This window comes from Paraferrimonas haliotis (assembly GCF_002282895.1).
Lineage (GTDB): Bacteria > Pseudomonadota > Gammaproteobacteria > Enterobacterales > Shewanellaceae > Paraferrimonas > Paraferrimonas haliotis.
In genome coordinates this window covers 259,712-282,852 of the sequence record NZ_NRRB01000004.1, presented here as the reverse complement: position 1 = coordinate 282,852, position 23,141 = coordinate 259,712, and the positions used below count along the sequence as shown (strand labels likewise).

The following is a 23,141-nucleotide window of genomic DNA, read 5'->3' as shown; positions in this document are numbered from 1 at the left end:
CCGAGGCATAGGCCTCGGCTTTTTCAGTGGTTAAACCTTTTGATTACTTAAGGTCAACAGGCCACTCAGTTTCAACGCGGTTTTCGATGAAATCTGCTTTGGCGTCTTGCATGCCTTTAAGGTCTAGACCGGCAAGAGGCTGTACTTTAGCTTTGCTGTCGTAGTTAGCAGCATCGTAAACGAACGTAGAGTTGTATTTAACTAACAAGGCATCGGCTTCAGCGATGGCATCTACCAAGATACCGTTAGCTTTGTTCAGTAGACGTTTAGCTTCCGCTGGGTTGTGAGCGTGAATACCGTGCGAAGCGGTAGCGCTGTCCCAGAACCATTGTGCGTTACGTACTTTAGTAAGCAAGCTGTTCATTTCGTCAGCTAGCACGTTACCGGCTTGCAGGGCACCTTCGTAGTTAGCTTTTGCTTGACCGATGGTTTTACCTTCAACAAGACCTTCAACGCCGTTTGCAGACCAAATGGCTTGGGCTTTGAAGTGCACTTCGTTCAGCATTGGGTCAACACCGTTAGCGCCGAAGCGAAGGTCGTTGATCTCAGCCTTACGGGCTTTTAAGAGGCTGTCCATGGCATCGGCATCGTGACAACTCTGACAAGAGCTAGGCATTTTGTTCATGTCGAAACGAACGTTGTGCGCAGAGTACTCTTGGCCTTCGCTGTTTTGTGCTTTAGGCATGTGACAAGTGCTACAGCCAAAGTCTAGGTGAGAAGACATGGTGTGAGTTGTACGATCTTCTAAGTTTTCATACTCAGGGTGCTGTGCTTTAAGCATAGCGGCACCAGAGATGGCGTTGGTCCAGTCTTTGAATCCGCGGTAGTCGTAGTAAGCCAACTGTGCTTCGGCGGTGAAACCTTGGTATAGACCGTCGCTACCTTTGTAGTCAACAACGTCAGCGTAGTCGGTATCAACGGCTGGCTTCCAGTAGTCCCATGGGTATTTAACTTTCTTAGAGTCGCTGCCGTCGAAGTAGTATTCTACGTGGCACTGAGCACAGGTTTGGTTGGCTTTTTCAACGTCGCTGGCTGCGGCGAAAGTACGGCCAATTAAGTCAGTTGCACGGTCAGTGTGTGGACGAGATAGGCGTAGAGTGTCGTCGCCCAATTCGTGACAGTCAGCACAACCAATGGTGTTAGCCATTTCGTGGCCCCAGGTTGACCAGCTGTTGTCAGCAAAGTTCGCTTCACCAATTTCATCATACAGACGAGCCGTGTCAGGAGACTTACAAGACCAGCAGCTGGCCGCCATGGCTTCACCTTGAACTGCACCGTTTTCGTCAACCATTGGATGACCGGTACGCAGTGATTTGATGACGTCAGTTAGTGCAAAGTGGTGACCACGAGCTCGGTTATAATCTTTAGCGAAGCCATAACCTGCCCACGCAGTTACTAAGGCAGGGTTAGCGGCTAACAAGTCGTCCAAACCGTCTGCAGGCGTGTTTTCAACAGTTTCCGCCCATGAAGCGTGTTGTGCCGGGAAGTCTTTTGCCCAGTTATCGCTGTTGTAGAAATCAACAGGACCTGTTGACGGTGGAATAACACAGGTGTTGCTGTCTGGATCTAAAACAGTGCCGTCGCCACACTCAACAGGCGGATCGATTGGATTAACTTCACAGATATTTGTATCTGGATTCAAGGTTGAACCGTCGCCACAGGTAACATTGTTACCGTCATCATCATTACAGCCAACTAATACGGCTGATACTGCTATTGCGATAGCGAGTTTTTGTAGTTTCATTTCCCGTTCCCTTACTTAAGGATGCATAGATAAAATTTTATAATTTGTTTCCGTCGCCATGGCTGCAGGAAGACCATAACGACTGGATGGCTAAGATATAACTACGACGGGTTATGCAAATAAATGCATAATATGATGATTGAAGGATACTGTGATCTAGCGCACATCGATGCAGAGTGGACTAACCCTAAAGGGTAGTAGAGCATTCTAAAGTATACCCCTAAAGATATACCGATTAATGGCGATTTAAAACAAAGTGTTAACCTGCTGGCAACCTAGTTAACATACAGGTGATTTTTATAGTGTGATGTCGCATTAATCGCGTAGAACAGTTGCTTTGCAGGGTGTGAACTTGATCACCTTATTTGCGATACTCGTTTTCTAATAATGACTATATATGCATTTACCATTGACTATTATGCATTTCCGATTGAGCGGCTTTTGCTAACGTCAGCGCTATTATCATGACTAATACAATCAAAGTAATACCAATGGACAGTTGTCCATGCATTGGCATCAAGCTCATGATGAGAATAATAACGCCCGCGCCCAAGTTTTGAGCACCGCCAAGCAACGCACCAGCTACACCCGCTTGACGGGGAAACGGCTCAATCGCTTTAGAGGTAAAAGTGGGGAATAGGGCACCTGCAGCAAAGAAGACTAAAATAGAGCCCAACAGCAGACTCAAGGTAGCTACGGTGGAGAATAACGCGGGTATTAGGATAACCAAGCCACCTGACAAAGCGGTTGTGATGGCGATCCGAGAAAGCTTTTTGCGGCTTTTGCAACGGCTGGCGTAATAAGAGCCGGCCAACGAGCCTGGAATGGGTAATATAAACAGTAAACTCACGAGAAACGGGTTGAGGTTTAACACATCGCCATAAAGGATGCCGGCAACCGACTCAAAGGCGACAACCGCACCTAGGGTTGCCATTAAACAACTGCAATACAATACAAATTGTCGACTGGCTAACACGTGCCGATACAAAGACAGTGGATTTTCAAAGTTTCGTTGCTGCACGGGTAACGACTCCTTGAACCGAAACACTACCACCGCGATGACCAGCAAGGACACGCTTAACAACACCCAATAGACCGAGCGCCAACCTAAATAGGCTACACACAGACCACCCATTAAGGGTGCTAGCAATGGGGCGAACATAACAGCCATGGAAATAAAGGCGTTGACGCGAATGAGTTGTTCAGAATTGAAATGATCGCGCGGGATCGAACGGCATAACGCACCGGCCGCAGCGGTTCCAGCACCTTGTACAAAGGTAGCCAACAAGAGCGTATTGATGTTTGTCGCCATTACTGCCAGCAAACAGCCGGTCGCGAACAGCGCCAGTCCAAACAGCAATGGCGGCTTTCTACCAATGCGGTCACTCACCGGGCCATAGATAAATTGCAGTAAACCGTAGGGAATAAGATAAGCCGCCATTAAGGCTTGCAGTTGCTCAGGGTCCACTTGCAGTCCATCGGCCATATCTGGGATGGCAGGGACGAATATGGTTTGGGCCATTTGACCCACACCAATAACAGCAACAATGGTAGCGATAAAGGAGAGGAACTGACGTTGATTCATGATTTGCTATGGCATTAAAACAGGTGGCTATAGTAATGTGAGCTAACGCCAATGCAAGCCTTTAACGGCTAAAACGTGAAAGTAAACGTGACAGTAACTGTGGGAATATAATGGATAAATATCAACAAGTATTCGATTTTTGGTTCAAAGAGCTCGAGCCTAGCCAATGGTTCATCAAGGACGAATCGCTGGATCAAATTATAACTACGCGATTTAAAGACCTGCACCAACAAGCGCTTAATGCAGAGCTAGCCCATTGGCGCGAGCATCCCCACGGTGCGCTGGCGGAAATCATAATGCTGGATCAGTTTTCCCGTAATATCTACCGAAATCAGGCGCAGGCTTTTAGCGCTGATGCCATGGCACTGGTGTTGGCGCAAGTGGCGATAAAACGAGGCTTTGATGTGCGCTTAAGTACTCATGAACGGGCTTTTATGTATATGCCGTTTATGCACAGTGAGTCGCCGGTTATTCACGAGCACGCGGTTGAGCTGTTTTCGCAATCGGGTTTAGAGCAGCAACTAGACTTTGAACTTAAGCATAAAGCCATCATCGACCGCTTTGGTCGCTACCCTCATCGAAATCAGTTGCTTAGTCGGCAATCGAGTGCTCAGGAGTTGGCGTTTTTAGATGAGCCTAACTCGAGCTTTTAAAGGGTTAACATCCCAGAAAGCAAAAAGCCTGCTATATAAGCAGGCTTTTCTAAAATTTGGTACAACCGAGTGGATTCGAACCACCGACCCCCACCATGTCAAGGTGGTGCTCTAACCAACTGAGCTACGGTTGTACTGTGCCGTTAGGCGAGTTGCATAATAGCGAAACCAGCGCTGATGTCAACAGTAATGCATGGGGTTACCGACTTTATGCGCAATAGTTGAGCAAAAGGCTAGGCGTTAAGCCGTTTTAGCTGGTTTTGTAACCACAGCACCCGCGCTCCGAGCAAAGCACCCGCGGTAGTTAAGCCGGTAATAAAGCCCACCCAAAAACCGGCAGCGCCCATGGCCGGGATAAGCCAATCGGTTAGCCCGAGAATGCAACCGGTAGGCAAGCCAACCAGCAGGTAGCTAATAAAGGTGATCACAAAAATGGCGTTCATGTCTTTATAGCCACGCAGCGCGCCCGCGCACACCACTTGTACCGCGTCGGACAGCTGATACAAGGCTGCAAAGAAGAGCAAGCTTGCGGCAATGGCAATGACCTCGGCGTCATTGGTGTATAACGAGGCGATATCTACCCGCAACCACACGGTAATGACACCGGTAACTCCTGCAATGACTAATCCAGTGAATAGCGCGAGTTTGGTAACATAGCGGGCCATGTGCGGTGCGCCTTTACCCATAAAGTAACCCACTCGAATGGAGGCGGCGATACCAATGGACAATGGCAACATAAAAATAATGGAGCTGAAGTTAATGGCAACTTGGTGTCCTGCCACAACCGTTGTGCCTAATGGCGCAATTAATATGGCAACGGCGGCAAATAAGGCCACTTCCATAAACAAGGACATGGCCACGGGTGTCCCGAGTTTGGTTAAATAGCCGATGTAGCGCCAATCCATTCGAGCCATTTGGGTAAATAGCTTTAACTGTTTTAAGCGCTTGTTATAGGCAATGTACAAGCCCATGGCGATGAACATAGCCCAGTAAACCAGTGCTGTGGCCAAGCCGCAACCAGCGCCACCCATGGCTGGCATACCCAAATGGCCGTTAATAAAGATGTAATTAGCGGGAATGTTTACCGCCAAGCCAACAAAGCCAATGATCATCGTAGGTAGCGTATAGGACACGCCTTCAGACGTATTGCGCATGACTTGATAAACGGCATAGGCCGGCGCGCCTAACGCTATCCAGAATACGTAATCACTTGCTAAGGCCGTGAGATCGGTTTCGATGTCCATAAACCCCAGAAGAATTGGGGAAAAGTTTAGCAAAATGACTGCAATAACGGCGCAAATAAGCGCCAAATAGCAACCTTGAACAAAAATGGGGGCGACCTTGTCTCGGCGATTTTCACCGTCGGCATTGGCGACTAAAGGGGTAATGGCCATTAATATGCCGGTTAGAAACATCACAATGGGCAGCCATAAACTTGAACCCACAGCAACCGCAGCCATGTCTAAGGCACTGACTCGACCCGCCATTACGGTGTCGATTAAGCCCATCATGGTTTGGGTTACCTGCGCGATTAAAATGGGCGTTGCCAATTTAATGAGCGTGGTTAACTGTTTGCTAAATTGCGACATGGATTTGTGATACCAAGACAGCACGGCAGTTGAAATTGATGGCAAGCATACAGGATAATCGGGCAATCATGAATCACTGACACACAGAAATTGCCATGTTTACAGGAATTGTTCAGGGAACGGCGCAAATTGTTGCGATTGAGCGACGTCATAACTTTCAAACCCATGTGGTAAGGCTACCGGAAGCTCTGCTGGACGGTCTTAGCATTGGCGCTTCGGTGGCTCATAATGGTTGCTGCTTAACGGTTACCCACATTAACGGCAGCGACGTAAGCTTTGATCTTATGGAGCAAACTCTAGCGCTGACCAATCTTGGCACACTTGAGGTAGGGGATAAGGTAAACGTGGAGCGAGCTGCACGTTTTGGTGATGACATTGGCGGGCACAGCATGTCTGGGCATATCTATACCACCACGGTTATCAGCGACATCGAGCGCTCACCGGATAACTGCCGGGTTTGGTTTGAAATTCCATCGTCGTGCAACAAGTTCTTATTCGACAAAGGCTATGTGGGCATTGATGGCTGCAGTTTAACCATAGCCCAGATCAGCGATACGCATTTTGCCGTAAACTTGATTCCAGAAACCTTGCAGCGCACCAATTTAGGTTGGCGTGAAGTAGGGGACATCATTAACTTAGAAATCGACCCGCAAACTCAAGCGATAGTTGAAACGGTTGAACGGGTGCTGGCTAAGCGTTAGTAAAACTGCTCATCGTCGGCGTCTATGTGTATCTCAAGTGTACGTGACAGTTCGTTAACGTGCAGTTTGCAGTGAATGCTATTACAGCAATTTGGGCAATCCTCGCTGTAGTCTTGATCCCCCATACTGGCGTCTAACTGCATATGAAAATGATGCCCACAATGTGGACAGGAGACGCGCTGATTTCTAAGTTCAAACATTAGGCACCTCGATAACCCACCGCAGTTCTGCCACCATCAACTGCAATGATTTGGCCGCTTATGTAAGGCGCCTCATCCACCAAAAAGGCAATGGTGTTGGCAATGTCTTGTGGATCTCCGCAGCGTGCTAACGGTATTTCTGATAATACGCTATTTTGCGAAGATGGTTGGCTTTGCTCTGGCCACAAAATGGCGCCCGGTGATACTCCATTCACTCGAACCTTAGGTCCAAGTTCCCCAGCGAGCGCCAGCGTAGCGTTGGCCAGCGCTGCCTTAGACATAGAGTATAGAACATGATTGGCCAAAGGTTTTTGGCTATGTATGTCGATGAGGTTAATAATGCAACCGTTGTACTGAGACAGTGCGTTGGCGGCGTAACTGGCTAGCAGAACCGGTGCGAGCGCATTGCTGGCCAGCATTTGCTGCGCGGTGTCCACGCTTAATGTCTTCAGTGGCGTTGGAAAGAATGCGCTGGCGTTGTTAATCAGCACGTCTAAACGACCGTAACAGTCATGCACTTGTTGATATACGCTTTTTAGCGAATCAAGGTCTTCCAAGTTGGCCTGAACCAGCTTAGCACTGTTGGTTCTTGCCTGATTAAAGCGTTCGCACAAAGCCTTGGCCTCATCTTGAGACTTATGATAATGCAGCACAATGTCATAGCCTTTGCCATGCAGGGTTGTTGCGGTGGCAGCGCCTAGGCGTTTGCTGGCTCCGCTGATAAAGGCGACTTTGTTATCCATTATAATCCTCAGTAAATTGCTAATTTTTTGGGCTTTGGTCAGTCTTTAAACCATGCTAGCCAGTTTATCGATCAGTTACCAACAAAACTGTCGCAGGAAGCTAGCATCATCGCCGAAGTTTGGGTATGATTCGCCTTTGTTGCAACGCACTGCCAATGGCAAGCTGTGCCGCCTAGCGTAAAGGCGACGGTTGGCGTTGTTAACCTCACTTTTTGATTAGAATCTATGTGATCCTTGGTAGGGGTCACCACTGGAGAAAGGAATACAATGCCTATTATTACTCTTCCTGACGGCAGTCAGCGCAGTTTCGAAAACGCCGTTTCAACTTACGATGTAGCCGCCGATATCGGTCCTGGTCTTGCTAAAGCCTGTATTGCCGGACGTGTTGATGGCAAGCGTGTCGATGCTCATGATATCATTGAAAACGACGCTGCTTTAGAAATCATTACCGCCAAAGACGAAGACGGTCTTGAGATCATTCGCCATTCTTGTGCGCACCTATTAGGGCACGCCATTAAGCAAATGTTCCCAGAGGTCAAAATGGCCATTGGGCCGACCATTGATAATGGTTTTTACTATGACATCGATTTAGAGCACAAGCTTACACAGGAAGACCTGGATGCGCTGCAAAAGCGCATGCAGCAACTGGCGAAAACCAACTATCAAGTGGTTAAGAAAGTGGTTAGTTGGCAAGAAGCCCGGGACGTGTTCGTTGAGCGTGGTGAAGATTATAAAGTCGAGATTTTGGACGAAAACGTTGCCAAAGACGACAAGCCAGGCTTGTACTATCACGAAGAATACGTCGACATGTGCCGTGGCCCGCACGTGCCGAACATGAAATTCTGCCAGCACTTTAAGCTGATGAATGTAGCCGGGGCGTATTGGCGCGGTAACTCAGATAACAAAATGCTGCAACGCATTTACGGCACCGCATGGGCCGATAAGAAGCAATTAAAAGCCCATTTGGTTCGCTTAGAAGAAGCGGCTAAACGGGATCACCGTAAAATTGGTAAAGCTTTGGACTTGTTCCATTGGCAAGAAGAAGCGCCGGGAATGGTGTTCTGGCACAACGACGGTTGGACAGTTTACAAAGAGCTAGAAGACTTCATGCGTGGCCAATTACGCAAATTTGAGTACGAAGAAGTACGCACGCCTTTGGTCATGGACCGAGTGATGTGGGAGCGAAGCGGTCATTGGGATAAATACCAAGACATGATTTTCGCCACTGAGTCGGAAAAACGCACCTACGCGGTTAAGCCAATGAACTGCCCAGGTCACCTGCAAATCTTTAAGCAAGGCCTTAAGTCTTACCGTGATTTGCCGTATCGCATGGCGGAATTTGGTCTTGTGCACCGTAACGAGCCATCGGGCTCTTTGCACGGATTAATGCGGGTACGCAGCTTTACTCAAGACGATGCCCACGTATTTTGTACCGAAGACCAAATCTTGGATGAAGTAACAAGCTGTATCCAAATGGTGTTCGATACTTATAAAACCTTCGGCTTCGATGAGATTGAGATTAAGTTGTCGACTCGCCCTGAGCACCGTATTGGCTCTGACGAGTTGTGGGACAAGGCCGAGCAAGGCCTAGCCGACGCCCTTAAAGCCAACGACTTAAGCTTTGAAATGCAACCGGGTGAAGGGGCGTTTTACGGTCCTAAAATCGAATTCACTTTGCACGATTGTTTGGATCGTGAATGGCAATGCGGCACCATTCAGTTAGACTTCTCCATGCCTCAACCTGAGCGCTTGGACGTGAGTTATGTGGCCGAAGATAACACCCGTAAAGTGCCGGTTATGATTCACCGTGCCATTTTGGGTTCACTGGAACGTTTCATCGGAATCTTGATTGAAGAGTATGCCGGTCGCTTCCCAACTTGGTTGGCACCAACCCAAGCTGTGGTGATGAATATCACAGATAAACAAGCCGATTACGTCAAAGATGTGGTCAAACAACTGAATGATAGTGGTATTAGAGCAAAATCGGACTTGAGAAATGAGAAGATAGGCTTTAAAATCCGCGAGCATACTTTAAAGCGTGTTCCTTATCTTCTTGTGGTCGGTGACCAAGAAATGGAAAATGGGGAAGTAGCGGTTCGTACTCGTAGCGGTAAAGATCTGGGCAAACTGAAATTAGCCGACTTTAGCCGCGCAGTCAGTAACGAAATTTCGAGCCGTAGTCTTAAGCAACTGGAGGATTAAGTCATAAAAGGCAATAACAAACGACCAATGAAGCAAGCTGAGCACCGTTTAAACGATGAAATTCGTGGGTTAACGGAAGTCCGTCTAAACAATCAAGATGGCGAGGCTGTTGGTATTGTAAGCCTGCGTGAAGCGCAGAATCTAGCTGATGAAGCTGGATTGGATCTGGTAGAAATCAGTCCGAATGCGGAGCCACCGGTTTGCCGTATCATGGATTACGGTAAATTCTTGTTCGAAAAAGCGAAAGCTAAAAAAGAACAGAAGAAAAAGCAAAAGCAGATCCAGGTTAAAGAAGTAAAATTCAGACCTGGAACTGACGAGGGCGATTATCAGGTAAAACTACGCAACCTGAATCGTTTCCTAGAAGGCGGAGACAAAGCGAAGGTAACTTTGCGTTTCCGTGGGCGTGAAATGGCCCACCAAGATCTCGGAATTAAACTGTTAAACAGAATTAAGGACGACTTGGCCGAAATCGCCGTAGTGGAGGCATTCCCGAAAATGGAAGGTCGCCAAGCGGTTATGGTGCTTGCACCTAAGAAGAAATAGTTAGGGCTTTAACAAGTGGCGTTAAGCTTAGGCTTAGTGCCCGCCTTGCTGTTGTTTATTTACTTTTACAATGCGGAGTTTTTCATGCCTAAAATGAAAACCAACCGTGGTGCTGCTAAGCGCTTCAAAAAAACTGCTTCTGGCGGTTTTAAGTGCAAGCAAAGCCACTTACGTCATATTTTGACCAAAAAATCCACTAAGCGTAAGCGCCACTTGCGTGCTAAATCTATGGTTGCGGCCAGCGATGTAGCATCAGTAGCACGTATGCTTCCATTCGCTTAATTTAAGGAGACAGTAGAATGCCAAGAGTTAAGCGTGGTGTAACGGCTCGTGCCCGTCACAAGAAGATTTTAAAGCAAGCTAAAGGTTATTACGGTGCTCGTTCACGCGTTTATCGCGTAGCGGTACAAGCGGTAACTAAAGCCGGTCAATATGCTTACCGTGACCGTCGTCAGAAGAAACGTCAATTCCGTCAACTGTGGATTGCTCGTATCAATGCTGCGGCTCGTCAAAACGGTATGTCTTACAGCCAATTCATCAATGGTCTGAAGAAAGCGTCTATCGAAATCGATCGTAAGATCCTTGCCGATATCGCTGTATTCGATCAGCACGCCTTCGGCGTATTGGTTGGTAAGGCCAAAGAAGCGCTAGCGTAAGCTAAGCCGCTTTTTTAAAGCCAAATTATGAAAAGGAGCCTTAGGGCTCCTTTTTTGTTGGCCAGTGATCCGGAACCACAATGCAATGCTGGCCCTGTGTGTTGATGGCGCGACAAGGCAATCTGGGTGGTGTATCGAGGACAAGGCTTGGGGTTGCTTGCAGCCACTGGGGTTTATCGAAATAACGCAAGTTTAAAGGAGCCTGATGCGCGAAGTACCAAGCGCCGTGCAAATGCTGTTTGTTCAGTTGCGGGTGATCGGTCGGCGGGTAGTGTTCATGATAAAACACCATGCCACGGCTAAACGCGACACTGCGATCTATGCCAATAGCCAATTGTTGCAGCAAGCCTTGAGCTTGGGGTTGTTTTAGCAAAGTGAGTTGATGTGAGCACAAATGCTGGTGTTTGCGGCTCAAACTGTCATTGGCATTCGCCCCTAAATAAACTCGTTCGCCGTTTACATCTATCGCCAAATAGAACTTCACCGCCGCTTCCCAGTGTTGCACTTCGTTGCTTGGCAAATAACGCAGCACAAAATCAACCGCGCCAATGGTGCGCTGCTGGTCGTGAATTTGCTGGTTATAGCTGATGATTTGGTAATTGGGGTCGTGATTGAGCAACCAGTGCAGTAGCCCTTCAAACTGGAACCCTAAACGCAGCGACGGTGATACGCTGGGTGGGGCTATATGGCCTGCTTTTAGTCTATCAAGGGTTCGTTGTGAACAGTCATGAAACTCCTCGGCTTGGTCGGTTGGTAAGGTAAACTCATCGGCAAACGCCATAAGTTCTGGTGTGCTGATCATCCATTCCAATTGCGCAATTTGCTGCTTTAGTAATCCGTCAGCCACATTCCCCTCGTTAACTGCATTTACCCAAGACGGCTTCCAGATTATCATGAGCCAGTAAACAAAAGCTAAGGAAGTTGTGCATGAGTGTTTCAAGAGCCCAATTTGGCCAAACCATTAACGAATTGCTGCGAGTGGATAAGTTTAAAGATTACGGCCCTAATGGATTGCAGGTAGAAGGTGGCGAAACCATCCAGAATTTAGTCACGGGCGTTACTGCCTGCCAAGCCTTGATTGATAAAGCGGTGGCGCTCAATGCCGATGCCATATTGGTTCATCATGGCTTCTTTTGGAAAAACGAGCCGAGCCTTGTGGTGGGGATGAAGCGCCGTCGCCTAAAAGCTTTGCTGGCGAATGATATTAACCTGTTTGGCTATCATTTGCCGCTGGATGCGCATCCTAAGCTTGGCAACAACGCGCAGTTAGCTGAGGTGCTTGGCATCGACAATGCACGCATTTGCCCTGAGGTTGCTCAGGATTTACTGTGGCAAGGCGAGTTGGCACAACCGCTGACCATTGAGCAATTGAGCGCTATAGTAGCCGATAAGCTGCAGCGCCAGCCCTTGGTTCTAAAAGGCGGCGAGCATAAGGTGTCTAAGGTGGCTTGGTGCACCGGCGGCGCGCAAGACTACATTGAGCAGGCGGCTTTGTTGGGCGTGGATGCGTTTATTAGCGGCGAAGCGTCTGAGCGCACGTTTCACAGCGCCCAAGAGCAGGGCATTCACTACTTAGGCGCTGGCCATCACGCTACAGAGCGCTACGGTATTCAGGCGTTAGGCCAATTCTTAAGCCAAGAGTTTGACCTTAACTGGCATCACATTGACATCGATAATCCGGTGTAACCAACGCACTTTGGAATACCGCTTATAAACACTTAGCGGGTTTGGGTAAACCCGCTATTTTTGTGGCTTGCTTGGCCGGACCTTTAGGGAACAACTTAAATAGGTATTTGGAGTTGCCTTTGTCGGGGCCAAATTTTTGCGCCATGGCTTTCACCAGCACGCGAATGGCGGGGCTGGTATTGAACTCTAAGTAAAACTCCCGTACAAAGTTAACCACTTCCCAATGGGCTTCGGTGAGCTCAATGTTTTCTTGCTGAGCTAATACTGGTGCCAGCGCTTGGCTCCAGTCGTTAATATTGAGTAAGTAACCTTGTTTGTCGGTGGCCAGCTGTTGGCCATTAAATTCAATCATATTTACCAGGTAATCACTTTGTTATGGCTGGCGCAAAGCTCAACGAATTGGCTATCGTCAATAAGCTCGGCGTCTATGGTTAATTTGTGTTGTAAACCACGGGCGGTGAGATCATCGCTCATGATTTTTACCGAAAGGCCGCTCAAACGCTGTTTAAGGCTGGGCATGCAGGCGCACACCACAGCGTTTTGCGCCAACACTAGGGTGTCATTGTCGTTCAAATAGGTTAAGCACACATCCAAGCCGTTGCTTTCAGTGTGGGCCGTATTAATGCGATGCAAAATCATTAGAATACGATGACCTCGTCTACGGTGGCCAGTACGGCTTGAATTTGCGGAACATCGGCCAACTGACAATCGATGATTAACTCTTGCTGAGTCAGCTGGCGTTCGTCCATGGCTTGCTGGCACACCAACACCTGCTCTATGTCGTAAAAAGGCAAGGCTTTAAAGGTGGCGATGTAGTCTTTGCTTTCAAGCAAGCTAGGTTGTTGTTTATCTAACAGCTGATAAACGCCATCGGCGACGAAGATGAGCGACACCTGCTGCTCGAAGCTGGCACTTAACAAGGCCACATCAAGTGCCTCGCGGCCACGGCTGCTGCCAAGGCTTGGATCTTTAAACACAATAGCAATTTGTTTCATAGAGCCTCTTAAAACTGCACCAAGCGGTCGCTATCTTCAATGGCCGCTACCAGCTCGCCAAGTCCGGCGGCTACAAACGCAGGATCCATGTTGTGACTCTCCAACTCATTGTCGCTGGCATCCACCTGATTAACAACGCCGCGGCGTAAACCGGCACTGACACAGCTAATAAGGGGAATGCTATGACTGTGGGCCATGTGCTTCCAGCGATTAACTAAGTGCAGCTCATCGGATTGCGGGGAGAGCAGGGCGGTGGTGTTATAGACACCGTCTAAATAAAAAAACACCTGAGTAATTTCATGACCCTGTTTTAGTGCGGCTTCACAAAAGCGCAGCGCTGAATAAGCGTGCTCACTGCCGTAGGGAGGATGATTAACAAGTATGGTAAAGCGTGTCATTAGCTACAAAAAATGGCCCGAAATGGGGCCATTTTAGCATCATTCTAAAAAGAGTGAACGAGTTTAATCGTCGCCACCCATACCCATTAAGTGCAGTAAGCTCATGAACAGGTTGATGAAGTTTAGGTATAAAGAAACGGTTGCGCGAATGTAGTTGGTTTCGCCACCGTTTACGATGCGGCTGGTATCAAACAAAATGAAGCCGGTCATTAGTAAGGCAATGCCTGCATTTAAAGCTAAGAACAATGGCGCGCTGCCAATGAAAATGTTTGCGATAACCGCCAACACCATCACAATCAAACCGGCAAATAAGAAGCCGCGCATGAACGAGAAGTCTTTCTTAGTGGTAATGACATACAAGGATAGGCCAATGAAAATAGCGGCGGTCATGCCCAGCGCTTGCATAATCAGCATAGGGCCATTAGCCATGCCGGCGTAATGGTTCAGGATCCAGCCGAGCGAGGCTCCTTGGGCACCGGTAAATGCGAAAATCCAAAGCAAGCCACTTGCGCCTTCTGCTTTGCGCAAGGTTACGAATAATAAAATAAATGAACCGATTGATAAGCCGAGTCCCATCATTGGTGTGATGCCAATCGCCATTGATATGCCGGCAGTGAAGGCACTGAATAGCAAGGTCATAGACAAAAGCATGTAGGTGTTGCGTAACACGCGGTTAATTTCCAGCGTACGTCCTTGTGTGCTTATAGCAGAAGGATTAGCCATGTTGATCTCCGTTTATCTATCTAGTTATTTATTAGTGCGAAAAACATCCAATAAGTTCCGCATTTCAAATTGTGCAAATTCGTTGTTCATATTACAAGGTTTCTGACATTAATGGTGAACAAATGCGAGATTAGCGTAACAAAATGGGTTTAAAGGCCGCTTTTTTAAACAAAGGCTACTTTACAAGCGTGTATGAAGGCGATAATATGCGCCCCTGTTACGGAGAGATGGCTGAGTGGTTGAAAGCACCGGTCTTGAAAACCGGCATAGGTTTGTAGCCTATCTAGGGTTCAAATCCCTATCTCTCCGCCACACTCAAGAAAACCTGCTTAGTTAAGCAGGTTTTTTTATGCCTGTTTGTTGGATAATCTAGCGCGATTGAACAAGTGTTGAGCAAACAGATATAAAAACTGCATTTGCCTCTTTACAGCGCTTAGCAAGCTGATTAATATTCGCCCCAACAACGGAGAGATGGCTGAGTGGTTGAAAGCACCGGTCTTGAAAACCGGCATAGGTTTGTAGCCTATCTAGGGTTCAAATCCCTATCTCTCCGCCACCTAAAGAAAGCCCGCTTACGATTAAGCGGGCTTTTTTGCTTTCAGTCGTGCTGATATTTCTTTTTAGCGACTACTTACGTCAATTTCTGTGGCATAATCGACCCATAATTTCTTATAACAAGTGTTCCAGGGTGTGTCAGTGATAAAGGTGTTTTTGGTAGACGATCACGACATTGTTCGTGTAGGCGTTCGTCGAATCCTTGAAGACGAGCCGAGTATTGACGTTATTGGAGAGTGTAGCAGCGGCGAGCAAGCCATTGCTTGGGCCACTGCCAACGACGCCGACGTGGTGCTGATGGACCTTAACATGCCCGGTATTGGCGGTATTGAAGCCACGGCAAAGATTGTTGAGCGCAACCCGGAACAACGAGTCATTGTGTTAACCGCCTTGCATGGGCCAGAAGTAAAACAATTGACAGACCGAGTTGGTGCCTATGGTTTGCTGTCAAAAAACTTACCGGCTGAACAAATGATCCAAGCGATCCATAAAGTAGCGTGTGGGCAGCGATTAGGCGGTGAAGAAAAATCGGAACAGCCGGTTTTTAATTTAGAGAAACGACGTCGTTTCTCGACCCTATCTAAGCGCGAATTGCAAATCGTGTTGTTAATGACCACAGGTCTGGACAGTCTGGCCATTGCTGAATGTTTGCAAGTCAGTCGTAAAACCATTAATAGTTTTCGTTATCGTATTCATAGCAAGCTCGAAGCCAGCAGCGATGAAGAAGTGGTAGCGTTAGCCATTAAACAGGGGCTGGTTGAGGGAACACCTCCAGTCACTCATTAATGCCTGATTCGTTCGACGCTAAAGCGTTCTTAAAAAATACCACCCACCAAAGTGGCGTTTATCGCATGTATAACAGCGACGATGTTGTTATTTATGTCGGTAAAGCCAAAGATTTAAAAAAACGTCTTAGCAGTTACTTTCAGAAAACACTGACTAATGCCAAAACCATCGCCTTGGTAAGTAACATTGCTAAAATTGATGTTACCGTGGTTCACAGTGAAACCGATGCACTAATACTCGAAAACGACTACATCAAGCAATACATGCCTAAGTACAACGTTTTGCTTAGGGATGATAAGTCTTACCCGTATATTTTGATAACCGATCATCAACACCCCCGAATAGCCTATCATCGCGGTGCCAAAAAGATTAAAGGCCAATATTTTGGGCCTTATCCTAACGGCTCTGCGGTGCGTGAAAGTTTGCATTTGATGCAAAAGCTGTTTCCTATACGTCAATGTGAAGACAGCTTTTACAGAGCCCGTTCTCGGCCGTGTTTGCAGTATCAAATTGGGCGCTGTTTAGGCCCGTGCGTTAATAAGGTGAGCGACAGCGACTACGACGAGCAAGTGAAATTGGCAAGTTTATTCTTGCAAGGTAAAAACCAATCCATTATTCGTCAGTTGGTGGCGAAAATGGAGCAAGCGGCGACGGCGTTTGCTTATGAACAAGCGGCTCAATATCGAGACCAAATCAGTGCGCTAACCAAAGTCAGCGAACAACAAGAGGTGAATCAAAAACAAGGGGAGATGGACGTTATCGGCATCCATTTCGAACGTGGTTTGGCTTGCTTTTACTTGCTGTTTATTCGAGGTGGAAAAATTTTGGGCAGTCGCAGCTACTTTCCAAAGATCCCATCAAATACCGAATTGTCGGAAGTGTTGTCGGGTTTTCTATTGCAGTTTTATTTAAACGAGCAGCAACGCACCGACTTACCCAAGGAAATTGTGCTCTCAGAAGCGTTTGCAGAGGCTGATGCCTTGGCGAGCTTGCTATCAACGCGCTCTGGCAGTCGGGTTGAGATAAAGCATCAGGTGCGTGCAGAGCGGGCTAAGTTTCAGCGGTTGGCCACCACCAACGCTCGCACCGCGGTTATTACTCGATTAGCCCATAAGAACACAGTGAACCAACGCTTTAATCTGCTGGAACAAACCCTTGAGCTGAACAGTAAAATTCAGCGAATGGAGTGCTTTGATATTAGCCACACCCAAGGGGAGGCCACAGTCGCGTCTTGCGTGGTGTTTAATCGAGAAGGGCCGGCTACCGGCGAATATCGCCGTTTTAACATTAAAGGCGTAACCCCAGGTGATGACTACGCTGCTATGGCGCAGGTACTTAAGCGCAGATTGACCCGCATAGCTAAAGGTGGCGTGCTACCCGACGTGCTGGTGATCGACGGTGGATTAGGGCAGTTGAAGGCGGCGGAATCGATTGTTAGCGAGCTCATGCCCGAATCAGAACAAAGGCCCTTGCTGCTGGGGATCGCTAAAGGCGAGAGCCGCAAGCCTGGGCTTGAAACCATTATCATGGGTGAGAGTCACGACCGCTTTAACTTAGAGGGAGACTCGCCGGCGTTGCATCTGTTACAACACATTCGCGATGAGTCGCATCGTTTTGCCATTGGCGGTCATCGAGCCAAGCGTCAAAAAGCTCGCAGAGTGTCGAGCTTGGAGCAGATTGACGGCATTGGTCCAAAACGGAGAAAGGCGTTGCTTCAATACATGGGAGGGCTGCAACAAGTTAAATCAGCCAGTGTTGCACAATTAGCCAAAATACCGGGAATTAGCCCTGAAATGGCTAAAACCATACATGACTCGTTGCGAGACTCATAAAATTCAGGCAAGATTCACGCTGCTACTTATTTTACGGTTGTCTAATGATCCTCAATATACCCATAGCGCTAACCTTATTTCGATTCATACTCATTCCAGTGTTTGTAGGGGTGTTTTATCTTCCGTTTGAGTCAGCGTATTTCGCTGCCGCGCTCATTTTTGTATTGGCTTCATTTACCGACTACCTTGATGGCTATCTGGCAAGACGCCTTAACCAGTCCACCGAATTTGGGGCGTTTTTAGATCCCGTGGCGGACAAAGTGATGGTTGCAACGGCTTTAGTCTTGTTGGTTGACCATTATTCGGTGTGGTGGATTACCTTGCCAGCGCTGATTATGATTTGTCGAGAGATAGTTATTTCGGCATTGCGGGAATGGATGGCTGAGCTTGGCAAACGCGGTCGCGTGGCCGTGTCTCGATTAGGCAAATACAAAACCGCAGTGCAAATGGTAGCCATTACCGGATTAATTTGGCAACACAACAGTCTCATTATTAATCTTGCAGTACTATGTTTGTACGCGGCGACGATACTTACGTTAACCTCTATGTGGGTCTATATCGCCGCTGCTTGGAAAGATTTGATACGCAAATAGCCTGAAATCTGCTTCAGTCGATTAAAAAGGCTGCAGTTGATATAAAACATCGCATTTGACGGTTGACACTAAGCAATATGTAGGTAGAATTCGTCGGGCGTTGAGGCAAGCCTCTCCGCTTTGGCGCGATGGCAGAATGGCTATGCTGCGGATTGCAAATCCGTCGATCTCGGTTCGACTCCGGGTCGCGCCTCCACTCAATGCCCGGGTGGTGAAATTGGTAGACACAAGGGATTTAAAATCCCTCGAGGATTTCCTCGTGCCGGTTCAAGTCCGGCCCTGGGCACCATATTAGAAAAGGCCACCTTCGGGTGGCCTTTTTGCTATCTCACTCCCATTGCGATTCGATTTGATACAAACGCTGGCGCCGCATGCGGTACTCTTCATCCTTGTTTAAGCTTACTTTGCCGTCGTTAATAGTGACTCCAAAATACGCTAAGGTTTTAATGGGTAGGTTGAGGCGACGACGCTGTTGATGGTCTCGGTAGAGCGCTTTGACATCGTCTCTATCAGCGGCAATGGCTTTAATGAGCTGTTCTCCACTTACTCGCATACCAGAATAACGACAACAATCGTTGTAAGCACGAATGCGCCTGAGTAAGCCAGCATCGCCTTGCTGTTGTAACAAGGCTTCCAGCTCTAAATAAAATGCGGCTCCAGACCAGTAGACGCGCATAAAGCTTCGAGTTTGATGAAGTTTGGGGCTCAGACGTTGCAGCGACAAGTGATCGTTGCGGTTGTCCTTGCTGCCACGAACAAAGCCATTATAAAGCGCCTGCCAACCTTGTTGTTCGCTAAGTTGACCCGAGCCAATACGGAGCATTTGCTGGTAGTAACTGGCTAAGCCTTCGGATAACCAAATGTCTTGATAGCCAGGGTAGGGGATCATTAAATGAGCGATTTCATGGTAACCGGTCCAATTCGTTTGCAAGGCTTTCTCGCCATGACGTAAATCTACGGTAAAGCGAATACCTTCAACGCGGCCGCGTTTAATTTCAGCCCAAGGGATCGGCTCTCTGGCGCCTGTGGTTTTAGATACGGTAAATTGCACACGATCGAGAGGAAAACGACCTAGTGCGTGAGCCACCGAGTCAACTAAACCTTGAAGCCATTGCTCTATCTGTTGTTGCTCAGCTGTCGATGTGGCTTGTTGATAACGAATGTCGATTTGTACCTTATCGTTAGCGAGCGCGCTTTGGATTAATAAGCCTATTAATAGCGCAGACGAGAGCAATAGAGTACGGATGAATCGAAATTGTTGGTTGGGCTTTTTCATAGTAATGCATACGTAACCGTTCGCTGCGATGGATCGCTATCGACACAGATAATGTGCCATGGTTAGCATTATGCTTTTAGAGTTAGATAAAAAAACAGCAAACGCACTCGATTCAAGCAACGGGCAGTTGACAGAGATCCGATTCCAAGTAGAATGCGTCCTCGTTAAGTTAAAGCTTAACACAAAGGCGCGATGGCAGAATGGCTATGCTGCGGATTGCAAATCCGTCGATCTCGGTTCGACTCCGGGTCGCGCCTCCACTCAATGCCCGGGTGGTGAAATTGGTAGACACAAGGGATTTAAAATCCCTCGAGGATTTCCTCGTGCCGGTTCAAGTCCGGCCCTGGGCACCATATTAGAAAAAGCCACCTTCGGGTGGCTTTTTTGCGCCTATAGCCATCGGTCAAAAAAGCTGTTAGGTTAATCAAAGTTAAGGAAAAATCTGCAAACAACGGACGTTACTCGTGATTCGGGCGGGCGGAAGCGTGGCTAAAATCGTTTATGGCATTATTGTTTAATGACTTTACAATTGCATTAGCACGGCTTTTCTCGCAACGATATTGCTCTCCAAAAACATGCGTATCGATTGAAATTGTATCCGAAATGGCATGCCCCGTTAGACTCCTTTACAACCTAAAATTTGACTCCACTATATGCAGTTCGCAATGTAGCGATGACCCATTGCCGGTGTGTGTGTTAAAACTCATTTGTAACACCTTGTCATTGCTAATATTCAGAAAAACAAAGAGAGAATGGTAAGGCATGATTACAAACACGGAACATCGCCCAAAAGTATGATTTAATAGGATGTTTCTTAACGCCTAAGCAGCGTTAACTGCCAAGCCAGCTCATTTATAACAACCAAGGCTCATGAAATATGGGCAGATAAAAGAGAGCCAAGTGGCTTTTTACTAAGGGGTAGAGGAAGTTACGTGGGAAAATCGACCCATCGAGACGGGCTTTACAAAGAATTCAATATAATAAGCTGTTATACCTTAGGAAGAATTTGAGAGTAGAGGAAACTATGAGCACATTCGAAGATCGTGGAAATGAAATTCGAGCTTTATCAAAAGCTTTAGTTCTAGATTTTATGCAATCTAATCCATTGTGTCAGCCTACAGCAGAGGGCATGAAACTTGCCGCAATATTTAGAGCATGTGGTTTTGATTGGGGAGATTACCCTAAAACAACCTCATCAAATCAACAATACTGGGTATCAGCTATTGTTCAAGAATTGGCCTCTGAGGGTAAAATTATTCGTGTCTCAGAGTCAGGCCCCTGGCGTCTAACAGAATAGGTATAACAAGGTGCAGCAACGGTCTGTCAAACCTGTCACTTTTTGTGCGTTCCGCACAAAAATCGCCAGCTTCGCCAGCCGCTGTGCACGGCGTTAAGTGTCTATGGAAATCGAAGAAATATCTAAAGTAGAGATACTCGACAATGAAGAGATGCATATTGTTCTTGCTAGTGGCGGCAAGCCTGGATACCAAATGATTTATAGAGAGGCGTCGGAGGTATACTGGGACAATGAGCGCAAGTCATTCAAGGCGCCAGCGCCTAGAAAGTGGAGTTATGCAGATTGGTTTCATCACATAGTAAAAGTTACTCATAGTTGTAGCATTAAGCTAGTACTAGTGAATTCAACGCAATGGGTTAATGTACCCAGTGAAGTAAAGGCAGGCATCTGTGCCAAGTAAAACACTTAACAAGGCGGTCAATGGCGCCTTCGGCTGGACGACCCACTGCGTGGTCCGCTCACTACCTTGGCGTTAAGTGTCTATATGAATTACGACGAGTATATTGAAGAGGTGAGAAAATATTCAAGCGATGAAGTAATTGCTCGTTTAGCTTCACACCTCAAAAATTGGAAGTCTGATAATACGAATGTGATAGAGCTGGCTGATTCAATAGAAAAATTTTTCGGTAACTCATGGATATCCAATGAAGAAACCCATAGCCATCTTTATAGGCTCTGGGCTAGTTTCAAAACTGCTGCAATTTCAGGTATCGGCGGCATGACCGTAAATGAAAGACTTTATTGGTTTTGTCTATTCGAGCGTTATGAAAATGCCTCCGAAGTAGAGCAACAGGTAATTTATGCAAAATTGTGCGCAAACACTTAACAAGTCAATCAACTTCGCTTCAGCCCTCTGGGCTTCCGCAGGACTGCCTACACTTTGCGTCTTTTGCAATGGCTTCGCCATTTTATCGCAAAAGTCACAAAGTCCAGTCAGCCTGTTATTGAGGCGTTAGCTGCCTCAAGTTATATTATGTTCCGTTAACTGTACATGTCGTTCGGCAGACACTATACTTGTCTCGTTTAATGTACATGTAGAGTTACTATGAAAATCATATCTTTTACAGAAGCTAGGAACGGTCTAAAGGCCGTTCTTGACAGGGTTGTCAACGATGCGGACACAACCGTAATAACGCGAAGAGATTCAGAGGATGCCGTTGTAATGTCATTAGACTACTACAACAGTCTGATGGAGACTGTCTATTTGCTTCGCTCTCCCGAGAACGCTGAGCACTTGAGTCGTTCAATCGCGCAATACCGCGTTGGACAGACAGTTGCGAGAGAGCTAGTTGATGAGTAGTCAGCGTCTTCTTTCTTGGACTGACGAAGCTTGGTCTGACTACGTTTACTGGCAATCTCAGGATAAAAAGACTCTCAAGCGAATCAATAAACTCATAAACGACGTCCGACGTTCGCCGTTTGATGGGATCGGAAAGCCCGAAGCATTAAAGGAAAATTTGTCTGGTTTTTGGTCCCGTCGAATCGATGATACAAACCGATTAGTTTATGCTGTAGATGATCAGGCTATAGCTATTATTTCGTGTCGTTATCACTACTAGAATACGCTCTTCGTAGCACAGCTAACAAGGTAGTTAAAAGGGGCATCAATGATACTAGATAAATACAAGTTACCACTAAAGCCAGTGCCTGAAGTGGTTGAGCTAGCGTTATCACATGGAGTTCAGCAGTCGGAATTCCCAAAGGTCACATCGGCTAATGAAATTTTAGATAATTGGGAGGAGCTAAAGAATAAGGCTTTTCGCTCCAAGTCTGGAAAAGTTCTAGTCACCTGCGAAACACTGATGCCTGAAGTATCAGCTGACATGATTGACTGGTGGTTTGGCTGGCATCTTCCATATTCGGAACGTTATCAATTATGGCACCCTAATGCTCACCAAAAGGCCAAAGTGAAAGATAATAGATCGAAACTCACTAACAGTAGGGCGCAGTACATCGGTAACACCTCATTTGTTAATGAGTATATTGGTAAGAGCCTCCACCGCTTGGCAATTAGCTTCTTTGAACCGCAACGAATTGGCTTAGTTGACGCCTACAGTCATGGTTCTACTGCAATATGTGGTGTCACTGCTAACCGTTTACTGAATACTGATGCTGGTTACCTAGTCCACTACATTCACCCAACCGATGATGGATGTATAATGAGAAGTATGTTTTGGCTAGGAGAGTTCAAACCGAGAATGCCATTGGTTAGTAACCTCGTATCTCGTATTTCAAATACACTTTTCTTCCGTAAAAAAATCGTCAGTGATCAAATGGCGGTTGATTTGCTGCGTCACTGCTCTGAAGAAATGAATCACCTCGTAAAGTTCTTACCTACTTTATATCGCGATATGCAAAAGGAGCACGGCTAACAAACCAAT

At 47.1% G+C, this 23,141-nt stretch carries 28 protein-coding genes and 7 tRNA genes; 22 read left to right on the top strand and 13 right to left on the bottom strand.

Annotated features, from left to right (window positions below):
• Positions 1 to 43: 43 nt before the first annotated feature.
• Positions 44 to 1,744 (bottom strand): ammonia-forming cytochrome c nitrite reductase subunit c552, encoded by a 1,701-nt coding sequence (locus CLC91_RS10420; RefSeq protein WP_095500391.1) that lies wholly within the window; start codon positions 1,742 to 1,744, stop codon positions 44 to 46.
• 403 nt (positions 1,745 to 2,147) lie between these two features.
• Positions 2,148 to 3,329 carry an MFS transporter gene (locus CLC91_RS10415; RefSeq protein ID WP_095500390.1) on the bottom strand — a complete coding sequence of 394 codons (1,182 nt, stop codon included), beginning with the start codon at positions 3,327 to 3,329 and terminating at the stop codon, positions 2,148 to 2,150.
• Positions 3,330 to 3,439: 110 nt separating this feature from the next.
• Between CLC91_RS10415 and CLC91_RS10410 the strand changes: the two genes are divergently transcribed.
• Entirely contained in the window at positions 3,440 to 3,982 is a 543-nt protein-coding gene (locus CLC91_RS10410; protein WP_095500389.1) for a DUF924 family protein, read from the top strand.
• Between the two features lie 57 nt (positions 3,983 to 4,039).
• Here the strand turns inward: CLC91_RS10410 and CLC91_RS10405 are convergent.
• Positions 4,040 to 4,116, bottom strand: a tRNA-Val gene (locus tag CLC91_RS10405).
• 99 nt (positions 4,117 to 4,215) lie between these two features.
• On the bottom strand, positions 4,216 to 5,571 hold the full coding sequence (locus tag CLC91_RS10400; protein WP_095500388.1) for an MATE family efflux transporter: 1,356 nt from the start codon (positions 5,569 to 5,571) through the stop codon (positions 4,216 to 4,218).
• A gap of 95 nt (positions 5,572 to 5,666) precedes the next feature.
• Between CLC91_RS10400 and CLC91_RS10395 the strand changes: the two genes are divergently transcribed.
• Positions 5,667 to 6,272, top strand: coding sequence for a riboflavin synthase subunit alpha (locus tag CLC91_RS10395; RefSeq protein WP_095499745.1), 606 nt, complete (start codon positions 5,667 to 5,669; stop codon positions 6,270 to 6,272).
• Here CLC91_RS10395 and CLC91_RS10390 read toward each other — a convergent pair.
• Positions 6,269 to 6,472, bottom strand: coding sequence for a CPXCG motif-containing cysteine-rich protein (locus CLC91_RS10390; protein ID WP_095499744.1), 204 nt, complete (start codon positions 6,470 to 6,472; stop codon positions 6,269 to 6,271). The genes CLC91_RS10395 and CLC91_RS10390 overlap by 4 nt on opposite strands.
• On the bottom strand, positions 6,472 to 7,215 hold the full coding sequence (locus CLC91_RS10385) for a pteridine reductase (RefSeq protein WP_095499743.1): 744 nt from the start codon (positions 7,213 to 7,215) through the stop codon (positions 6,472 to 6,474). The genes CLC91_RS10390 and CLC91_RS10385 overlap by 1 nt, the downstream gene beginning before the upstream one ends.
• 267 nt (positions 7,216 to 7,482) lie before the next feature.
• On the opposite strand from CLC91_RS10385, the gene thrS reads away from it, so the two are divergent.
• The 4 genes from thrS (at position 7,483) to rplT (ending at position 10,619) form a co-directional block, all read left to right on the top strand.
• Positions 7,483 to 9,417 carry a threonine--tRNA ligase gene (thrS, locus tag CLC91_RS10380; protein ID WP_095499742.1) on the top strand — a complete coding sequence of 645 codons (1,935 nt, stop codon included), beginning with the start codon at positions 7,483 to 7,485 and terminating at the stop codon, positions 9,415 to 9,417.
• A gap of 27 nt (positions 9,418 to 9,444) precedes the next feature.
• Positions 9,445 to 9,963, top strand: a complete 519-nt coding sequence (infC, locus tag CLC91_RS10375; RefSeq protein WP_095499741.1) for a translation initiation factor IF-3 — start codon at positions 9,445 to 9,447, stop codon at positions 9,961 to 9,963.
• An 84-nt stretch (positions 9,964 to 10,047) separates the two neighbouring features.
• A complete protein-coding gene (gene rpmI, locus CLC91_RS10370) occupies positions 10,048 to 10,245 on the top strand; it encodes a 50S ribosomal protein L35 (RefSeq protein ID WP_095499756.1) in 198 nt (65 codons plus the stop codon).
• 17 nt (positions 10,246 to 10,262) lie between these two features.
• Entirely contained in the window at positions 10,263 to 10,619 is a 357-nt protein-coding gene (rplT, locus tag CLC91_RS10365) for a 50S ribosomal protein L20 (RefSeq protein WP_095499740.1), read from the top strand.
• A gap of 40 nt (positions 10,620 to 10,659) precedes the next feature.
• Here rplT and CLC91_RS10360 read toward each other — a convergent pair whose 3' ends face one another.
• Positions 10,660 to 11,466: a DUF1853 family protein gene (locus tag CLC91_RS10360; protein ID WP_158220726.1), complete on the bottom strand. Its 807-nt coding sequence runs from the start codon at positions 11,464 to 11,466 to the stop codon at positions 10,660 to 10,662.
• An 80-nt stretch (positions 11,467 to 11,546) separates the two neighbouring features.
• On the opposite strand from CLC91_RS10360, the gene CLC91_RS10355 reads away from it, so the two are divergent.
• Positions 11,547 to 12,305, top strand: a complete 759-nt coding sequence (locus tag CLC91_RS10355) for a Nif3-like dinuclear metal center hexameric protein (protein WP_095500386.1) — start codon at positions 11,547 to 11,549, stop codon at positions 12,303 to 12,305.
• Between the two features lie 22 nt (positions 12,306 to 12,327).
• Here CLC91_RS10355 and CLC91_RS10350 read toward each other — a convergent pair whose 3' ends face one another.
• The 5 genes from CLC91_RS10350 to CLC91_RS10330 form a co-directional block, all read right to left on the bottom strand.
• Positions 12,328 to 12,657 (bottom strand): TusE/DsrC/DsvC family sulfur relay protein, encoded by a 330-nt coding sequence (locus CLC91_RS10350; RefSeq protein WP_095499737.1) that lies wholly within the window; start codon positions 12,655 to 12,657, stop codon positions 12,328 to 12,330.
• Between the two features lie 2 nt (positions 12,658 to 12,659).
• Positions 12,660 to 12,944, bottom strand: coding sequence for a sulfurtransferase complex subunit TusB (gene tusB, locus CLC91_RS10345; protein WP_095500385.1), 285 nt, complete (start codon positions 12,942 to 12,944; stop codon positions 12,660 to 12,662).
• Entirely contained in the window at positions 12,944 to 13,300 is a 357-nt protein-coding gene (gene tusC, locus CLC91_RS10340) for a sulfurtransferase complex subunit TusC (protein ID WP_095500384.1), read from the bottom strand. The genes tusB and tusC overlap by 1 nt, the downstream gene beginning before the upstream one ends.
• 8 nt (positions 13,301 to 13,308) lie before the next feature.
• A complete protein-coding gene (gene tusD, locus CLC91_RS10335) occupies positions 13,309 to 13,698 on the bottom strand; it encodes a sulfurtransferase complex subunit TusD (RefSeq protein WP_095500383.1) in 390 nt (129 codons plus the stop codon).
• Between the two features lie 63 nt (positions 13,699 to 13,761).
• The gene (locus tag CLC91_RS10330) at positions 13,762 to 14,421 is read right to left on the bottom strand and encodes a Bax inhibitor-1/YccA family protein (RefSeq protein ID WP_095499733.1); all 660 of its coding nucleotides are present in this window, start codon (positions 14,419 to 14,421) and stop codon (positions 13,762 to 13,764) included.
• Positions 14,422 to 14,642: 221 nt separating this feature from the next.
• Between CLC91_RS10330 and CLC91_RS10325 the strand changes: the two genes are divergently transcribed.
• From CLC91_RS10325 to CLC91_RS10295, 7 genes are all read left to right on the top strand, one after another.
• Positions 14,643 to 14,733 (top strand) — tRNA-Ser (locus CLC91_RS10325).
• A gap of 153 nt (positions 14,734 to 14,886) precedes the next feature.
• Positions 14,887 to 14,977 (top strand) — tRNA-Ser (locus CLC91_RS10320).
• 140 nt (positions 14,978 to 15,117) lie between these two features.
• Positions 15,118 to 15,762 (top strand): response regulator, encoded by a 645-nt coding sequence (locus CLC91_RS10315; protein ID WP_158220725.1) that lies wholly within the window; start codon positions 15,118 to 15,120, stop codon positions 15,760 to 15,762.
• Positions 15,762 to 17,594, top strand: a complete 1,833-nt coding sequence (uvrC, locus tag CLC91_RS10310; protein ID WP_095500382.1) for an excinuclease ABC subunit UvrC — start codon at positions 15,762 to 15,764, stop codon at positions 17,592 to 17,594. Before CLC91_RS10315 ends, uvrC begins: the two co-directional genes overlap by 1 nt.
• Before the next feature lie 44 nt (positions 17,595 to 17,638).
• Positions 17,639 to 18,187, top strand: coding sequence for a CDP-diacylglycerol--glycerol-3-phosphate 3-phosphatidyltransferase (pgsA, locus tag CLC91_RS10305; RefSeq protein WP_095499730.1), 549 nt, complete (start codon positions 17,639 to 17,641; stop codon positions 18,185 to 18,187).
• Positions 18,188 to 18,309: 122 nt separating this feature from the next.
• Positions 18,310 to 18,383 (top strand) — tRNA-Cys (locus tag CLC91_RS10300).
• Between the two features lie 6 nt (positions 18,384 to 18,389).
• A tRNA-Leu gene (locus CLC91_RS10295) sits at positions 18,390 to 18,476 on the top strand.
• Positions 18,477 to 18,515: 39 nt separating this feature from the next.
• Here the strand turns inward: CLC91_RS10295 and CLC91_RS10290 are convergent.
• Complete coding sequence (locus CLC91_RS10290) at positions 18,516 to 19,463, bottom strand: gluzincin family metallopeptidase (RefSeq protein ID WP_095499729.1); 948 nt, start codon at positions 19,461 to 19,463, stop codon at positions 18,516 to 18,518.
• Positions 19,464 to 19,649: 186 nt separating this feature from the next.
• Between CLC91_RS10290 and CLC91_RS10285 the strand changes: the two genes are divergently transcribed.
• The 8 genes from CLC91_RS10285 (at position 19,650) to CLC91_RS10250 (ending at position 23,132) form a co-directional block, all read left to right on the top strand.
• Positions 19,650 to 19,723 (top strand) — tRNA-Cys (locus CLC91_RS10285).
• Between the two features lie 6 nt (positions 19,724 to 19,729).
• Positions 19,730 to 19,816, top strand: a tRNA-Leu gene (locus CLC91_RS10280).
• Positions 19,817 to 20,487: 671 nt separating this feature from the next.
• Entirely contained in the window at positions 20,488 to 20,760 is a 273-nt protein-coding gene (locus tag CLC91_RS10275) for a hypothetical protein (RefSeq protein WP_095499728.1), read from the top strand.
• Between the two features lie 103 nt (positions 20,761 to 20,863).
• A complete protein-coding gene (locus tag CLC91_RS15225) occupies positions 20,864 to 21,160 on the top strand; it encodes a hypothetical protein (RefSeq protein ID WP_095499727.1) in 297 nt (98 codons plus the stop codon).
• 84 nt (positions 21,161 to 21,244) lie between these two features.
• Entirely contained in the window at positions 21,245 to 21,586 is a 342-nt protein-coding gene (locus tag CLC91_RS10265) for a hypothetical protein (RefSeq protein WP_095499726.1), read from the top strand.
• Between the two features lie 219 nt (positions 21,587 to 21,805).
• Positions 21,806 to 22,060 carry a type II toxin-antitoxin system Phd/YefM family antitoxin gene (locus CLC91_RS10260; RefSeq protein ID WP_095499725.1) on the top strand — a complete coding sequence of 85 codons (255 nt, stop codon included), beginning with the start codon at positions 21,806 to 21,808 and terminating at the stop codon, positions 22,058 to 22,060.
• Positions 22,053 to 22,319: a Txe/YoeB family addiction module toxin gene (locus tag CLC91_RS10255; protein WP_095500381.1), complete on the top strand. Its 267-nt coding sequence runs from the start codon at positions 22,053 to 22,055 to the stop codon at positions 22,317 to 22,319. Before CLC91_RS10260 ends, CLC91_RS10255 begins: the two co-directional genes overlap by 8 nt.
• Positions 22,320 to 22,367: 48 nt before the next feature.
• Positions 22,368 to 23,132: a DAPG hydrolase family protein gene (locus CLC91_RS10250; protein WP_095500380.1), complete on the top strand. Its 765-nt coding sequence runs from the start codon at positions 22,368 to 22,370 to the stop codon at positions 23,130 to 23,132.
• The last annotated feature ends 9 nt before the right edge of the window (positions 23,133 to 23,141 follow it).

Bases quoted from the DNA above. Each gene is read 5' to 3' on its own strand.
- CLC91_RS10265 (WP_095499726.1), top strand. From the start codon at position 21,245: ATGAATTACGACGAGTATATTGAAGAGGTGAGAAAATATTCAAGCGAT.
- tusB (WP_095500385.1), bottom strand. From the start codon at position 12,944: ATGATTTTGCATCGCATTAATACGGCCCACACTGAAAGCAACGGCTTG.
- tusC (WP_095500384.1), bottom strand. From the start codon at position 13,300: ATGAAACAAATTGCTATTGTGTTTAAAGATCCAAGCCTTGGCAGCAGC.
- CLC91_RS10400 (WP_095500388.1), bottom strand. From the start codon at position 5,571: ATGTCGCAATTTAGCAAACAGTTAACCACGCTCATTAAATTGGCAACG.
- rplT (WP_095499740.1), top strand. From the start codon at position 10,263: ATGCCAAGAGTTAAGCGTGGTGTAACGGCTCGTGCCCGTCACAAGAAG.
- CLC91_RS10420 (WP_095500391.1), bottom strand. From the start codon at position 1,744: ATGAAACTACAAAAACTCGCTATCGCAATAGCAGTATCAGCCGTATTA.
- CLC91_RS10260 (WP_095499725.1), top strand. From the start codon at position 21,806: ATGAAAATCATATCTTTTACAGAAGCTAGGAACGGTCTAAAGGCCGTT.
- CLC91_RS10410 (WP_095500389.1), top strand. From the start codon at position 3,440: ATGGATAAATATCAACAAGTATTCGATTTTTGGTTCAAAGAGCTCGAG.
- CLC91_RS10250 (WP_095500380.1), top strand. From the start codon at position 22,368: ATGATACTAGATAAATACAAGTTACCACTAAAGCCAGTGCCTGAAGTG.
- CLC91_RS15225 (WP_095499727.1), top strand. From the start codon at position 20,864: ATGGAAATCGAAGAAATATCTAAAGTAGAGATACTCGACAATGAAGAG.
- CLC91_RS10255 (WP_095500381.1), top strand. From the start codon at position 22,053: ATGAGTAGTCAGCGTCTTCTTTCTTGGACTGACGAAGCTTGGTCTGAC.
- CLC91_RS10275 (WP_095499728.1), top strand. From the start codon at position 20,488: ATGAGCACATTCGAAGATCGTGGAAATGAAATTCGAGCTTTATCAAAA.
- CLC91_RS10350 (WP_095499737.1), bottom strand. From the start codon at position 12,657: ATGATTGAATTTAATGGCCAACAGCTGGCCACCGACAAACAAGGTTAC.
- pgsA (WP_095499730.1), top strand. From the start codon at position 17,639: ATGATCCTCAATATACCCATAGCGCTAACCTTATTTCGATTCATACTC.
- uvrC (WP_095500382.1), top strand. From the start codon at position 15,762: ATGCCTGATTCGTTCGACGCTAAAGCGTTCTTAAAAAATACCACCCAC.
- CLC91_RS10415 (WP_095500390.1), bottom strand. From the start codon at position 3,329: ATGAATCAACGTCAGTTCCTCTCCTTTATCGCTACCATTGTTGCTGTT.
- CLC91_RS10330 (WP_095499733.1), bottom strand. From the start codon at position 14,421: ATGGCTAATCCTTCTGCTATAAGCACACAAGGACGTACGCTGGAAATT.
- tusD (WP_095500383.1), bottom strand. From the start codon at position 13,698: ATGACACGCTTTACCATACTTGTTAATCATCCTCCCTACGGCAGTGAG.
- CLC91_RS10290 (WP_095499729.1), bottom strand. From the start codon at position 19,463: ATGAAAAAGCCCAACCAACAATTTCGATTCATCCGTACTCTATTGCTC.
- CLC91_RS10385 (WP_095499743.1), bottom strand. From the start codon at position 7,215: ATGGATAACAAAGTCGCCTTTATCAGCGGAGCCAGCAAACGCCTAGGC.
- infC (WP_095499741.1), top strand. From the start codon at position 9,445: ATGAAGCAAGCTGAGCACCGTTTAAACGATGAAATTCGTGGGTTAACG.
- thrS (WP_095499742.1), top strand. From the start codon at position 7,483: ATGCCTATTATTACTCTTCCTGACGGCAGTCAGCGCAGTTTCGAAAAC.
- CLC91_RS10395 (WP_095499745.1), top strand. From the start codon at position 5,667: ATGTTTACAGGAATTGTTCAGGGAACGGCGCAAATTGTTGCGATTGAG.
- rpmI (WP_095499756.1), top strand. From the start codon at position 10,048: ATGCCTAAAATGAAAACCAACCGTGGTGCTGCTAAGCGCTTCAAAAAA.
- CLC91_RS10390 (WP_095499744.1), bottom strand. From the start codon at position 6,472: ATGTTTGAACTTAGAAATCAGCGCGTCTCCTGTCCACATTGTGGGCAT.
- CLC91_RS10355 (WP_095500386.1), top strand. From the start codon at position 11,547: ATGAGTGTTTCAAGAGCCCAATTTGGCCAAACCATTAACGAATTGCTG.